General features: G+C 70.1%; 12 protein-coding genes. 2 read left to right on the forward strand and 10 right to left on the reverse strand.

Annotated elements, in window-relative coordinates; all coding sequences use genetic code 11:
• Positions 1 to 21 precede the first annotated feature (21 nt).
• Entirely contained in the window at positions 22 to 384 is a 363-nt protein-coding gene (locus tag ACG2DA_RS05990; RefSeq protein WP_395254569.1) for a hypothetical protein, read from the forward strand.
• Between the two features lie 13 nt (positions 385 to 397).
• On the opposite strand, the gene ACG2DA_RS05995 is transcribed toward ACG2DA_RS05990, so the two are convergent.
• The 4 genes from ACG2DA_RS05995 to ACG2DA_RS06010 form a co-directional block, all read right to left on the reverse strand.
• The gene (locus ACG2DA_RS05995) at positions 398 to 1627 is read right to left on the reverse strand and encodes a hypothetical protein (RefSeq protein ID WP_395254571.1); all 1230 of its coding nucleotides are present in this window, start codon (positions 1625 to 1627) and stop codon (positions 398 to 400) included.
• Entirely contained in the window at positions 1624 to 2016 is a 393-nt protein-coding gene (locus ACG2DA_RS06000) for a hypothetical protein (RefSeq protein WP_395254572.1), read from the reverse strand. The genes ACG2DA_RS05995 and ACG2DA_RS06000 overlap by 4 nt, the downstream gene beginning before the upstream one ends.
• An 87-nt stretch (positions 2017 to 2103) precedes the next feature.
• Positions 2104 to 3090 (reverse strand): glycoside hydrolase family 43 protein, encoded by a 987-nt coding sequence (locus ACG2DA_RS06005; protein ID WP_395254573.1) that lies wholly within the window; start codon positions 3088 to 3090, stop codon positions 2104 to 2106.
• Between the two features lie 43 nt (positions 3091 to 3133).
• On the reverse strand, positions 3134 to 3739 hold the full coding sequence (locus ACG2DA_RS06010; RefSeq protein ID WP_395254574.1) for a sugar O-acetyltransferase: 606 nt from the start codon (positions 3737 to 3739) through the stop codon (positions 3134 to 3136).
• 195 nt (positions 3740 to 3934) lie between these two features.
• On the opposite strand from ACG2DA_RS06010, the gene ACG2DA_RS06015 reads away from it, so the two are divergent.
• Positions 3935 to 4243 carry a DUF4190 domain-containing protein gene (locus ACG2DA_RS06015; RefSeq protein WP_395254575.1) on the forward strand — a complete coding sequence of 103 codons (309 nt, stop codon included), beginning with the start codon at positions 3935 to 3937 and terminating at the stop codon, positions 4241 to 4243.
• 183 nt (positions 4244 to 4426) lie between these two features.
• On the opposite strand, the gene ACG2DA_RS06020 is transcribed toward ACG2DA_RS06015, so the two are convergent.
• The 6 genes from ACG2DA_RS06020 to aceE all read right to left on the reverse strand — a co-directional run bounded on the left by ACG2DA_RS06020 (position 4427) and on the right by aceE (position 13948).
• Complete coding sequence (locus ACG2DA_RS06020) at positions 4427 to 5326, reverse strand: universal stress protein (RefSeq protein WP_395254576.1); 900 nt, start codon at positions 5324 to 5326, stop codon at positions 4427 to 4429.
• 78 nt (positions 5327 to 5404) lie between these two features.
• The gene (locus tag ACG2DA_RS06025) at positions 5405 to 6676 is read right to left on the reverse strand and encodes a replication-associated recombination protein A (protein WP_395254577.1); all 1272 of its coding nucleotides are present in this window, start codon (positions 6674 to 6676) and stop codon (positions 5405 to 5407) included.
• Between the two features lie 3 nt (positions 6677 to 6679).
• A complete protein-coding gene (locus tag ACG2DA_RS06030) occupies positions 6680 to 7477 on the reverse strand; it encodes a DUF4058 family protein (protein WP_395254578.1) in 798 nt (265 codons plus the stop codon).
• A 317-nt stretch (positions 7478 to 7794) separates the two neighbouring features.
• On the reverse strand, positions 7795 to 9639 hold the full coding sequence (lpdA, locus tag ACG2DA_RS06035) for a dihydrolipoyl dehydrogenase (RefSeq protein ID WP_395254579.1): 1845 nt from the start codon (positions 9637 to 9639) through the stop codon (positions 7795 to 7797).
• Between the two features lie 136 nt (positions 9640 to 9775).
• Positions 9776 to 11116, reverse strand: coding sequence for a 2-oxo acid dehydrogenase subunit E2 (locus ACG2DA_RS06040; protein WP_395254580.1), 1341 nt, complete (start codon positions 11114 to 11116; stop codon positions 9776 to 9778).
• Positions 11117 to 11206: 90 nt separating this feature from the next.
• Entirely contained in the window at positions 11207 to 13948 is a 2742-nt protein-coding gene (aceE, locus tag ACG2DA_RS06045) for a pyruvate dehydrogenase (acetyl-transferring), homodimeric type (protein ID WP_395254581.1), read from the reverse strand.
• Positions 13949 to 14122: the final 174 nt, after the last annotated feature.

Raw genomic sequence — 14122 nt, forward strand, 5'->3', positions numbered from 1 at the left:
CCCTGACCCCATCGCCGCCCCGTGTTCCACATCGAATTGGATTCCCAAGAGGTCGCCGCCGGCGGGACCGTCCGCGGCACGGCGGTCTTCACCGCCGAGAAGGAGGTCACGCCGAAGCGCATCCGCCTGGAGGCGCTCTGGAGCACCCGCGGCCGGGGGGACGTCAGCAGCGGCGTGGTCGCCGCCGCCGACCGCGAGACCGCCCCGGTCAGGGCCGGGGAGACCGTCCGCGTGCCCTTCGAGGCGCCGCTGCCGGCGGACGCCCCGCGGTCCTTCGCCGGGGAGTTGATCGAGTTGTATTACTGCGTCCGCGGCCGGGTCGATCTGCCGTGGGCCTTCGACGAAAAGGCCGAGGCGGAGTTCGCGGTCGTACCGTCCCCGTAACGCCGAGGGCCGCTCACGCCTCCTCGTCCACGAACAGCACGCCGCGGACGAGGTCGCGGCTGTCGGCCCGTCCGCCGAGCGACCCGGCCAGCGTGGCGATCGCGGCGACGAACAGGCTCAGTTTGAGGTGGTCCGCCGTCCGCACCGCGGGATCGACCGTGGGCCACGTTTCCATCAATTTGCGGGGGAACACGGTCGAGGACCCCAGCCAGACCAGCCCGGTCAGCAGCGCGAACAGCAGCGCCATCGTCGCCCCCAGGCTCAGCAGCGTGGCCGCGGCGGTCACGACGGCGCTTTCCGAGAGCGCCCGCTCCCGGCTCCGCATCGCGCCGAACGCAAACGCTCGGTACAGCGCCGCCGTCGCCCCGAGAACCGCCACCGCGCTGAACAGGGCCAACTGGTACAGCTCGACCGTGCTGCCGACGTCCCACGGCTCCGGGCTGAAGAACAGCACCAGCAGGACGCTCAGGGCGGTGGTGACGAGCGTCGGCAGCCGGCCGAGCAGCCGGAGCGGATTCGCCCGCACCGCCGCCGCGACGATCCCCCCGGCGTTCGCGGCCGTCGTCCGCAGGGCGAAGGCCCACCGCGCGAGGCGCCCGGCCCGGTCCGCGGTGGTGCGCTCCCGGGCCTCCCGCGGCAGGTTCCGTCGCAGACGGGCCCGCTGGGGTTCGGTGAGGCTGCTCATCGCAGCGAGTTCGTCCACCGCCCCGAAATCGTACATCACGTTGCCCGGGTCGGGGTGATGCGGCAGGTTGAGCAGATGGCCGAAGCAGTGCCGCAGCAACGCGGTCAGGGCGGTCGCGGCGGCGTCGGGGTCTGGTTCCCCGCCCCGATATGCAGGGTCCAGCCGCTTTGTGGAAACGACGGCCACGTTCGTCAGCCGGCTGGGCAGCGCCACGGTCGAGGTGAACGCCGTGGAGGCGAGGTCCACCTCCGTGACGACCAGCAGGAAGTGCACGCGGCGCTCCAGCTTCTCCGTCATCCCGACCCGCAGAAAGTCCAGCGGCCGATACGCCCCCTCCGTCGGCGTCAGGTGCGGCCCGCGGAAGGCGAGCAACTCCACGGAGACCCCCGTCGCCCCCGCGCTCCCCCCGTCGGATTGGATCGCCGTGTCGAACCGATCGACCGCCGACTGCACCAGCGCCGCGAAGGCGTCCGGCCGGTCGCCCTCCACCTCCATCGTCATCACCCCCACCCGGTACCGCGGGGCCGCGGCGGGCGGAGGATCGGCCGCGGCGCTCATCGGCCCTCGGCGGTCGGCAAAACCTCGTACCACTCCGGATAGAGGCCCTCGTTACGACCGTCCTCGCCGACGACCCACACCCGCAGGCGGAAACCGGCCGGTTTATAACCCGCGTGCCCGCCGGCGCCGACCGTCGGGACCGGGCCCATGCGGTTCTCGAAGGTGGAGAGATAGAGGAACCGCCCGGGGACGAGTTCCCGGCCCCGCTCCACCTCCTCGACTTCCAGCAGCGTGACCCGTTTGACGTGCTGCGTGCCGGCGCCGGAGGTGAAGACGTCGCGCACCGTGCCGACGGCGACGATCGACGCGTCGGACCGCGGCATCGTGGGGCGTTCGACGGTCGGGGCGACCGGCAGCAGCAGGGCGGAGAGGAGCAGCGGGGCGGTCATCGTCGCGATCCGGGCGGGGGCGGTGAGATGACGAACTTAGCCGCCGCGCCGCACGGACGCATCGGCTCGTACGAACGTCGCCCGGGGCTACTCCGCAGCGTTCGTCGCCGGGGCCGGCTGCGGCGTGCCGCGGGTCGCCCGGCCGTGCAGCACGCCCTGCTCGTCGAACCACAGCGGGTCGAGTGCGAGGAACCGGTTCCAATCCCGCGTCCCGTCTTTCTGCTGGTGATACACGTGCCACAGCGCCCCGGCGGCGTCCCGCACGACCGAGCCGTGCCCCGGGCCGTACACGCCCCCGCCGCGAGAAATAATCGGGTTCCCCTCGTACTTTTTAAACGGCCCGGTCGGGTTGTCGGAGGTCGCGTAGCCGACCGCGTAATTCAGGGAGGCCGCGCCGGTGCCGGAGTAAATAAGATAATACGTTCCGTCGTGCTTGAGCATGACGGGGCCCTCGGTGATCTCCCCGCTGACGGTCTCCCAGGGCTCGGTCGGTTCAATGAGCGGAATCGAGTCCCCCTCCTTTTCGACGGGCGACTTCATCGGCTGCACCCGGATGCGGAACGGGCCGACGTTGCCGGGGGAGGTTTTCACGTAATAGAGATAGATCCGGCCGTCGTCGTCGCGGAACATCTCCGCGTCGATCGCCCCCTCGAACAGGTCGGCCTTCTTCTCGAACGGGCCAAGGGGGCCGTCGCCGACGGCGACGCCCACGGTGAAGTCCCAGGTGTAATAAAGATAGAACTTGCCGTCCGTCGGGTCGCGGAATACGTCCGGGGCCCACAACCGCCGCCCCCGCTCCGGCTCGAACACCTTCGGTCCTTTCTCCCAGTGCACCAGGTCGTCGGAGGTATAGACGTCGTACCCGCGGCCGTCGTCGGTCGGGTAGAGGTAATACGTACCCTCGTATTTAATCACGTCCGGGTCGGCGGGGCCGATGGCGGGAATAATCGGGTTTGTGTAGGTCGCCGGGGCGGCGTCGCCCGCGGGGGCGGCCTCCTGGGCGGGCGCCGAGCCTGGCAGGATGCCGGCGAGCGCGACGGCGGCGAACAGCAGGGAGTGGGCTCTGAAAAACATGACGCGCAAAGACGGGGGACGAAACGGGCGAGTGACAGGCAGTTTAGCGGCCGTCGCCGTTCGCCCACCCCGCGGCGTCCGGCCCGCCGGGCGCCGGCTTGAGCACGCGGCAGGGGTTGCCGGCCGCGATCACGCCGGCGGGCAGGTCCTTCGTCACCACGCTGCCGGCCCCGATCACGGCGCCATCGCCGATCGTCACCCCCGGGAGGACGATCGCCCCGCCGCCGATCCACACGTCGTCGCCGATCGTCACCGGCGCCCCGGACTCCCACCCCGTAGCGCGTTCGGCGGCGTCCAGCGGGTGCGTCGCCGTGTAGATCTGCACGTTCGGCCCCAGCAGCACGCGGTCGCCGATCCTCACCGGGGCGACGTCCAGGATCACGCAGCCGAAGTTCGCGTAGAACCGCTCCCCGGCCGTGACGTGAGCCCCGTAATCGCAGCGGAACGGCGCCGTCACCTCCGCCCCCGGGCCGAGCGAGCCGAACAACTCCGCCAGGATCGCCGTCCGTCCGGCGTCGTCCTCCGGCGCGGCCGCGGCGTGAGCGGCGCACAACCGCGTCGCCCGTCGGCGGAGGGCGACCAATTCCGGGTCGTCCGCCCGATACGGCTCCCCGGCGAGCATCCGCTGCCGCATCGAAGGGGAAGACATGCACGGCCGCGGGCAGGGGGCGGGGCGAACTTGGCGATCGTGATCGATTCGATTGCACGGCGAAACCCGCCGGCTACCGTGCACGCGACCCAGCGCCCCCAGCGTTCCAGAATTGCCCGCCTGATCGCCGATCCCGATCCACCCCCGTCCGCCGGCCCGCGCCCCGCTGGGAGCGCCGCCACGAACACCTTGGCGATGGAAGCCGCCTTACTCGGCGGCGTCGGGCTGCTCCTGTCGTACTGCTGTTTTCCGATCGGCCTCCCGCTCGACATCGCCGCGATAATCTGCGGCTACGTCGCGTCGGGGCAGATCAAGCAGGGCAAAGGCACCGGCCACGGCCTGGCCGTCGGCGGGCTGGCGCTGGGAATCGCCGGCATCGTGCTGTTCGTGGCCCTCTTGGCCTTCGGCCGGATCACGATGGACTGGGACGCCGTCCAACGCGGCGAGTTCGGCCCCCCGGTCGAGAGGAACGGTGTCCCGCAAGCCGACCCGAGCATCGATTAGACCCCCACATCGACGTCGACCCCGCCCCGGGGCGATCGAGGAATTCCCGACGAAGCCCGCCGCGGGCGTCGTGCATCGCGGCGGGAGGGCTGTCGTCGCGTCGACTCCTCGAACCGCGCAGCGGGGGCAACGGGGCGACCTCTCAGCGGGCGGCGGACCGCCAGCGCGGAGAGCGCTGGGGCGTCAGTCGGCGCCGCCGCGGCAGATCCAGACGGAGCTGGGGCTGTGCCGCAGCACGTAGCGGGAGACGCTGCCCAACAGGAACTTCATCGCGGCGCTGCCGCCGTGGTCGCCGACCGCCACGAAGTCGGCCTGGTGCTTCCGCGCCCGGCGGCAGAGTTCCTCGCCGACGTGGGCGGCGGTTTGCAGGTCGGTCGTCACCGTCAGCCCCGCGGCCTCGAAGGGGGCGGCGGCCTCGGACAGCCGACGTTCGGAGGTCGTCCGCAGCTCGTCCCACAGCGTCGGCAGGGTGTTGGTGAAGTCCGGAACGAACGTGTCGAAGGTCTGCATCACGGAGACCAGCGCCACGCTCGTGCCCGCCGGCCACTTCAGGGCGGCCAGCGTCTCCGCCGCCCGGGCCGACGCGGGGGTCTCGTCGACGGCGATCATCAATCGCGGCGGGCGGCCCTCCTCCGGCCAGCCCGTCGGCCGCACCACCAGGCAGGAGCTGCCCGTGGCGCCGGCGACGCGGTCGGAGACCGAGCCCAACAGCAACCGCTCCAACGCCGACTGCCCCACCGCCCCCAGCACGACGAGGTCCGCGTTCCCTTCCTCGGCCGCCGCGACGATTACCTCGGCCGGCTTGCCCCGCTGGATTACGGGCGACACCGTCAGCCCCGCGGCCTCCAACGGTCCGACCTCCGCCGCCTGGGCGGTTTGAGCGGAGGCCTGCATCCGTTCGATCGCGGCGTCGGGAATCGGCGTCGGACCGCTGCCGGTGGAGACGGTGGGCACCGTCATCGCGTGCAGCAGCGTGACCTCCGGCGGCGCCGGGAACGGCAGGGCGGCCAGCGTTTTTCCGGCGGCCCGGGACTCGTCGGAGTGGTCGGTGGCCAGCAGGACGCGGCGGGGGGCGGCGCTCATCGGGGGGGGGGCTTTGGCTCGGGGCGAACGCCGAACAGTTTACCGCACCGCCGCCGGGGTCGCCGCCCGAACGGCCTCTCACCGATCGCGGCGATCCGCTCCGCGGCCGGTCGGCTCGTAAAAGGACCGCGGCTCCGGCAGATAGTCCTGCTCGACCCGCCCGCCGGGATAATTGTGGGGATAACGATACTCCCCCTTCGCCGGCGCCTGCCGACTGCCGCCGCTGCGAGGATCTTTGAGATAGGGCGGCACCGGCAGCACGCGCTTCGTACGGACCTCCTCCAGCGCCGCGTCGATCGCTTTATAGGAGGCGTTCGACTTGGGCGCCGTGGCGACGTACACCGCCGCCTGCGCCAGCGGAATGCGGCCCTCCGGCATGCCGACGAACTCCAGCGCCGACGCGGCGCTTTGGGCCAAAATCAACGCCTGCGGGTCGGCGTTGCCCACGTCCTCGGCGGCGCAGATCACGATGCGGCGGGCGAGAAACCGCGGGTCCTCCCCGGCGTCGAGCATTCGGGCGAGCCAGTAAATCGTCGCGTCCGGGTCGGAGCCCCGCATGCTTTTAATGAATGCGGAGATGACGTCGTAATGCTCGTCCCCCGCGGCGTCGTGGTGCAGGCTTTTGCGTTGCACGCTCTCCTCGGCGTCGGCGAGCGTGACGGTCGAACCCTTCTCAACGCTGCGGACGGCGACCTCCAACCCCGTCAGGGCCCGGCGGGCGTCGCCCTCGCAGATCTCCGCCAGAAACCGCAGCGCCGCCGGTTCGACCGTCACCCCGGCGTCGCCCAGGCCGCGCTCCTGATCGGCGAGGGCCCGCTGCAGGACGCCGACGATCTCCTCGTTCGACAGCGGTTTGAGTTCGAAGATCGTCGACCGGCTCAGCAGCGGCCCGACGAGGGCGAAATACGGATTCGCCGTCGTCGCCCCCACCAACGTCACCCGGCCGGCCTCCACGTCCGGCAGCAAGACGTCCTGCTGGGAGCGGCTGAACCGGTGAATCTCGTCCAGAAACAGCACCGTGCGGGCGCCCACCGCGGAGAGGCGATCGGCAGCGGAACTCAGGACCGCCCGCACCTCCTTCACCCCGATCGCCGCGGCGTTGAGGCTCTCGAAGTGGGCTTTGGAATGCTTGGCGATCAGTTTAGCGAGCGTCGTTTTGCCGGCGCCCGGCGGACCGAACAGGATCACGCTGCCGACGCGGTCTGCCGCGAGCATCCGCCGCAGCAGTTTCCCCTCGCCCAGCAGGTGCGATTGCCCGGCGAACTCGTCCAACGTACGCGGCCGCATCCGGGCGGCGAGCGGCTGGGCGGCTTCCGCACGGGCGGCTTCGGCGGCGGCGAACAGCGACATGAACTACCCACGCCCCGGAGCGTCGCGGACGCCGTCCAACACCTCTTCCCAAAAGTGCCCGATGCCGCCCCGCGCGATGCCGTACGACGGACCGAGCGGGACCGGCACGTAGCGGTCGGGCGTGAGGAACAGCGGCACCGTCGGCAGCGGATCGCCGACCGCCAGCGGCTCCGCGTAGGACCGCCAGCGCGGTCCGACCTGATAGCCCGCCGCACACAGCGGCTTGCCGGCGGGCGCTTCGTAGTCGCGGCCCAGCGCCTCCAACACCGCACCGTGCAGGCCCGCGGGATCGGACCGGCCGCCGGGGAGCAGGTCGATCAGCACGACGTGCACCCCGTCTTCCATCGCCTCCGTCAACTTGGAGACGAAGCGTTCCACGGACGCCGGTCGATCTTTATTTCCTGGCGAGGCAAGTTCCAACAACGCCACGACCCGGTGGTCGACCTCCCGCCGGATCGCCAGCCGGCTGGCCCGAGCGGCGTAATACTCCGACTCGGACACGTGCGCGAGGTCCGTCACTTCGGCGACCCGCGGGGGAGCGTCGAGCACGGCCGTCCCCCCGTCCCGTTCGCCCTCGCCGCCGAAGACCGCCGCGCCCTCCTCGAGCGTCAGCAGGTCCGCCTCGTGCTCCGCCGCGGACACGGTTCCGAACGACCGCTCCACGTGCCCGTAGTAGCCCGGCGGCAGCAGGCCCCCGTTGAGGGCGAGCTTTAACTGCGGGATCCACGTCTGGTGGAAGTCGTGGAACGTTCCCGCGTCCACGCGGGTCCAGTCGTCGACGGTCGCGGGGGGCTCGGCCATCGGGGTAGTCTAGTCGATATCCGGCCCGGCGGCGGCCGGACGCCAATCGTTCCGGCGGACGCCGAACTGCTCCTCGGCGGAACTCATAGCGTCATCATAAGTGAGATGATAGGAATCGGCTGCGAAAAAGCCTTCGGGAATCATCTGGAGGATACAGCCTTGCCCTCTCTTGATCCCGTCAGGTTGGATTCGCAGCTGAACGCAGACTGAGCGAGGCAGCGCCGGGGCGCCCTCAATCGGGCTCAGCGACCACCCGTGGGAACGGCCGTAAATCTCGACCCGCGTGGACGCTTCTAACTCCGGCGCTGAAAAGTGCGTCACCGCTTCTTTTTGAAGTAGTGGGTCGCCTGGCCGAACACCGCTTCGCCGCCCTCCATCAGGGTTTCGGAGAGCGTCGGGTGGGCGTGGATCGTCTCGGCGAGGTCCGCGGCGACGGCGCCCATCTCCACGGCGAGGGTGCCCTCGGCGATCAGTTCGCCGGCGTTCGTGCCGACGATGCCCACGCCCAGCACCCGGCCGGTTTCGGGATCGCAGACGAGCTTCGTCAGGCCGTCGGTGCGGTCGATCGTCTGGGCCCGGCCGCTGGCGCCCCAGGGGAAGCGGGCGACGGTCACGTCGATCCCGTCCCGCTTCGCCTCGGTCTCGGTCAGGCCGACCCAGGCGAGTTCGGGGTCGGTGAAGACGACGGCGGGGATGCCGCGGTTATCAAACTCGGCGTCCTCGCCGGCGATCGTTTCGACGGCGATCTTCGCCTCGCGGGTCGCCTTGTGGGCGAGCATCGGTTCGCCGGCCACGTCGCCGATCGCGAGGATGTTCGGGTCGGCGGTCTCCATGCGGCGATTGACGACGACGAAGCCGCGGTCGTTCACCTCGGCCTTGGTGGTCTCCACGCCGCAGGTCTTGCCGTTGGGGCGGCGGCCGATAGCGATGAGCACGCGGTCGAAGGTCTCCGTCGTCTCGCCGTCGGCGTTGGAGAGGGCGGCCTCGATGCCGGCGTCGGTCGCCTTCAACGACTCCACCTTCGTGTTCAGCAGGACGCGGTCGAAGCTCTTTTCGATTCGCGTTTGCAGCGGTTTGACGAGGTCGCGGTCGGCGCCGGGCAGCAGGCCGTCGGTCATTTCGACGACCGTGACCTTCGAGCCGAGGGCCGCGTAAACGCTGCCCATCTCCAAGCCGATATAGCCGCCGCCGACGACCAGCAGTTTCTCCGGCACGTCCTTCAATTCGAGGGCGCCGGTGCTGTCCATCACACGTTGGTCGCCGATGTCGAAAATCTTCGGCACCGCGGGGGTCGATCCGACCGCGACGATGCAGCGGCCGAAGTGCAGTTCCCGCTCCTCGCCGTCCGGCCCCTTCACCGTCAGGCTGTTCGAGCCGGTCAGGGTGCCGCGGCCCTCGATCATCTCCACGCCGCGGCCCTTGCCCAACTGGGCCACGCCGCCGGTGAGCTGCTTGACGACGCCGCCCTTGAAGTCCCGCAGCTTGGCGAGGTCGATCGTCGGTTTTTCGAAATGGATCCCCCACTGCTCGGCCTCCTCGGCCTCGTGCAGCAGTTTGGCGACGTGCAGGAGGGTCTTGGAGGGGATGCAGCCGACCCGCAGGCAGACGCCGCCGGGCTTCGGGTTTTCGTCGATCAGGGCGACCTTCATGCCGCGGTCGGCGGCCTCGAAGGCGGCGGGGTAGCCGCCGGGGCCGCCGCCGAGCACGACCACGTCGTAGGCGCCCTCGGGCAGGTCGCTCATCGGGGTGGGGGACCCCTCGGGCCGCACGCCGTCGAACGAATCGGCCGCGGTGTCGTAGTCGCCGGTGCGGGCTTTGTCCGCGTCGCCGGGAGCCGCGGCCTCCGCGGGGGTGTTGGCGGCGGTGGGCTGCTCGGCCTTCTGCGGGGCCGCGGCGGCGTCCGGCGTGGCATCACCGCCCTCACCGGAGGGCTCGACGGTCAGCAGCGGAGCGCCGATCTTCACCGTGTCGCCGGGGGCGACGTGCAGCTTGGTCACGGTGCCGGCGAAGGGAATCTCGACCGGGGCGACGGCCTTCTCCGTCTCCACCTCGACGACGACCTGATTTTCCTCGACCGTATCCCCTTCGGCGACGAGGACTTCAGACACGTCGGCCTCGGTGACGCCCTCGGAGACTTCGGGGAGGACAAAATCGCGGGCCATCGGGTCAGGGTCGGTCGAGCGGAATCAGGCGGGGTGAACGCCGATTCTACGGCCCCCCGCCCGCGTCCCCAACCGGACGGACGGTCGCACGGCGACCGCGGTCCGGATGCGCCGGTCGTTCCGCTCCCGATTGCCCTCAGGCGCTGACCAGCAGGGACATGAAGTCGCTGAGAGCGACGTTCAGGCTGCGGATGAAGCGGGCGCCGTCGGCGCCGTTGATGACGCGGTGGTCGTAGCTCAGGGAGAGCGGGACCATCAGCTTCTGGACCGGCTTGCCGCTGTCGTCCAACTCGACGACCTTTTTCCCGCGGCTGACGCCGAGGATGGCGACCTCCGGGTGGTTGACGATCGGGGTGAAGTGCCCGCCGCCGATGCCGCCGAGGTTGCTGATCGTGAAGGTGCCGCCGCGCATCTCCTCCAGGCCCAATTTGCGGTCCCGGGCCCGGCCGGCGATCTCCGTCAGTTCGGCGGCGATGTCCAGGATCGTTTTCTGATCCACGTCGCGGATCACCGGGACGACGAGGCCGGCCTCGGTGTCCACGGCGATGCCGATGTTGACGTATTCTTTGAAGATGATTTCCCCGCTGCCGAGGTCCAGCGAGGAATTGAAGATCGGGTGCTCCTTCAACACCCCGGCGACGGCCTTGGCGAGGATCGCCGTCATCGTGACCTTCGGGCCGTTCTTGCCGGCGCCGGCGCCATAGGCCTTACGGGCGGCTTCGAGGGCGGTGATGTCCGCTTCGTCGTGCTGGGTGACGTGCGGGATCGTCTGCCAGGCGTAGGAGAGGTGCGACGCCGAGGTCTTGGCGATCTTGTTCATCCGCTCCCGCCGGATGACGCCGTACTGGCTGAAGTCCGGCAGGTCCGGGGCGGCCATCGCGCCGGCGCCGGAGGCGGGAATCAGGGCGGAGTCGACGCCGCCGCGGTCCGCGGGGATCAGGCGGTTCGCCCCGCCGCCGGCCTTGGCGCCGCCCGCGGCGTGGGCCTTCACGTCCTCGGCGAGGATGCGCCCGCCGCGGGCGCTGCCGGAGACGTCGTACAGGTTCACGCCCAACTCCCGAGCCAGCCGCCGCACGCTGGGGGCGGCGGGGGCCGGCGGACGGTCGCCGCTCGGGGCGGTGGAGACGGATTTCGAGGACGCCTCCGCGGGGGCGGACTTCGCCGGGGCGGACGCCGCGGCCGGCGCTTTCTCAGCCGGGGCGGCGGGCTGGTCGTCTGCGGCCGGGGCGGCGGCGCCCTCGCCCTGTTCGACGTTCAGCAGCGGGGCGCCGATCTTCACGGTGTCGCCCTCGCCGACGAGGATCTCCGTGATCGTGCCGGCGAAGGGGATCTCGACGGGGGCGACGGCCTTTTCCGTCTCCACCTCCATCACCATCTGACCTTTCTCGACCTTGTCGCCGACGGCGACGAGGATCTCGGAAATGTCCGCGGCCTCGACCCCTTCGGAGACTTCGGGCAGGTTGAATGCGGTCGCCATGGGGGACGGGAGAGCTGGTCGGGAACGTAAAGCGGAGGCCCCGCGGGGCCTCCGCGTTGAAGGATAAACTTGGAGGAGGAACGGGGGGCGTCAGGCGCCCATCGGGTCGACCTTGTCCGGGTCGATGCCGAGGTCCTTGAGCACGCCGGGCAGCTTTTTGGCGTCGAAGTCGCCGTCGGCGGCGAGGGCGGACAGGGCGGCGTAGGCGACGGACTCGGCGTCGACCTCGAAGTGCCGACGCAGGGCCGGGCGGGTCTCGCTGCGGCCGAAGCCGTCGGTGCCGAGGGCCACGTAGCGGCCGGGCACCCACTCGCGGATCTGATCCTGCACGAGCCGCACGTTGTCGCTGCTGGCGACGAACGGGCCGCCGTCGGTCGGGAGGACCTGTTCGAGGTAGCTCTGCTTCGGCTCGTCGGCCGGGTGCAGGCGGTTATGGCGGGAGACGGCGCGGGCCTCGCGGGCCAGTTCGCTGTAGCTGGTCACGCTCCAGACGTCGCTGCCGACGCCGTATTGCTCGGACAGAATTTCCTGAGCCTGCAACACGTACGGCAGGATCGGTCCGCTGCCGAACAGCTGCACGCGGCCGTTTTTGCCGTCGACGCTCTTCAGCTTGTAGAGCCCCTTCAGCACGCCCTCCTCGCAGCCCTCCGGCATGGCGGGGTGGCTGTAGCCGTCGTCGTTATAGACGGACAGGTAATAGAAGCAGTCCTCGCCGTCGGCGTACATCCGGCGGAGGCCGTCCTGGACGATAATCGCCAGTTCGTAGTTATACGCCGGGTCGTAGGCCCGCAGGTTGGGGACCGTGGTGGCGATCAGCGGGGAGTGGCCATCCTGGTGCTGGAGACCTTCGCCGTTGAGGCTCGTCCGGCCGCTGGTGCCGCCGCACAGGAAGCCCTTGGCGCGGCTGTCGCCGGCCAGCCAGATCAGGTCGCCGACCCGCTGGAAGCCGAACATGCTGTAGTAGACGTAGAACGGGATCATCGGCACGCCGACGTTGGCGTACGCGGTGCCCGCGGCGACGAAGCTGCTCATGGCGCCGGCTTCGTTGATGCCCTCTTCGAGCAGCTGGCCGTTCTTGGCCTCCTTATAATACATCGTAAATTCGCGGTCGACCGGCTCGTAGAGCTGGCCCTTGGGCGAATAAATCCCGACCTGCGAGAACAGCCCCTCGAAGCCGAAGGTGCGGGCCTCGTCGGGGATGATGGGCACGACCCGCTCGCGGACGCCCTTGTCCTTGAGCAGGACCTGCATCAACTGGCCGAGCACGAAGGTCGTGCTGACGCCCTTGCCGCCGGTGCCGTCGAAGAAGCGTTTGAACTTCTCCAGCGCCGGGACGTCGAGCTTTTCGTGCTCCGCGAGCCGGCGGGGCATGGAGCCGCCCAGTTCCTTGCGGCGGGCGGTGAGGTACTCCATCTCCGGGGAGTCGGCGGGCGGCTTGTAGAACGGGGCCTCCTCGCACTCCTTGTCGCTGACGGGCACGTGGAAGCGGTCGCGGAACGCCTTGAGCTGCTCCGCGTTCATCTTCTTGGCGTTGTGGGCGACCATCTTGCCCTCGCCGGCCTCGCCCAGGCCGTAGCCCTTGATGGTCTGGGCCAGCACGACGGTCGGCCGGCCGTTCCGCTCCGTGGCGGTCTTATAGGCGGCGTAGACCTTTTTCGGGTCGTGGCCGCCGCGGCGGAGTCGTTCGATCTCCTCGTCCGTCATGTCCGCGACGAGGGCCTTCAGGTCCGGGTCGGGACCGAAGAACTCCTCGCGGACGACGGCGCCGGGGGCGACGGAGAGGCGTTGGAACTCGCCGTCGACGGTGCCCTCCAGCTTGGCCTTCAGCTTGCCGGTCTTGTCCTTGGCGATCAGCTCGTCCCAGCCGGTGCCCCACAGGCACTTCACGACGTTCCAGCCGGCGCCGCGGAAGATGCCCTCCAACTCCTGCACGATCTTGCCGTTGCCGCGGACCGGGCCGTCGAGGCGCTGCAGGTTGCAGTTCACGACCCAGACGACGTTGTCCAGCCCCTCGCGGACCGGCAGCGTGAGGGCGCCGAGCGATTCCGGCTCGTCCATTTCCCCGTCGCCGAGGAACGCCCAGACGGTGCTCCTGTCGTTTTGCAGCAGGCCGCGGTTCTTCAGGTACCGCAGGAACCGGGCGTGGTAGAGGCTGGTGATCGGCCCCAGGCCCATCGAGACCGTGGGGAACTGCCAGAAGTCCGGCATCAGCCACGGGTGCGGGTAGCTGGACAGGCCGGTGCCGCGGGGCAGTTCCTGGCGGAAGTTATCGAGGTGCGACTCGTCGAACCGGCCTTCCAGGAAGGCGCGGGAGTACATCCCCGGGGCGGCGTGGCCCTGGAAGTAGATGAAGTCGCCGGGGTGGTCCTCGGTCCGGGCGTGGAAGAAGTGGTTGAAGCCCACCTCGTACAGCGTGCAACTGGACGCGTAGGTGGAGATGTGCCCGCCGACGCCCTTGTCGCCCTTGTTGGCCCGCACGACCATCGCCGCGGCGTTCCAGCGGATCAGGCTGCGGATCTTGCGTTCGATCTCTTCGTCGCCGGGGTAGTCCGGCTGGCGCTCCGGGGGGATCGAATTGATGTAGGGGGTGGTCGGGTCGAACGGCAGTTCGACGCCCTGCTGCCGGGCGTAGTCGTCCAACCGGCGGAGCAACCGGGTCGCCTCGGCGGAGCCGTGGCGGTGCAGCACGTCTTCCAGCGACTCGAACCAGTCCCGCAGTTCGGCGTCGTCCAGGCTCTGCGGGATCTCGGCGCCGGGGCCGCCCTGCCCGTTGCGGGAATGCGGCGCGTTGTTGGCGCGGGCTTCGGGCGTGGCGAGTGAGCCGGAGGCCATCGGAGTCGTTTCGCAGCGGGGACGGGAGCGCAAACCGGAACCGACAGACCCCGCGCCCGGAACGGCGACGGGGGCGGGGCGGCCGGTCGCGCAGTGTAGTGGGGCGGCGCGGGACGGCCAAGCTGAGCTGGGAGTTCGCCGCTCTCTTCAAGCGAGCGGCGAACTGAGAGCTCA

It is taken from the genome of Alienimonas sp. DA493 (assembly GCF_043951915.1).
Lineage (GTDB): Bacteria > Planctomycetota > Planctomycetia > Planctomycetales > Planctomycetaceae > Alienimonas.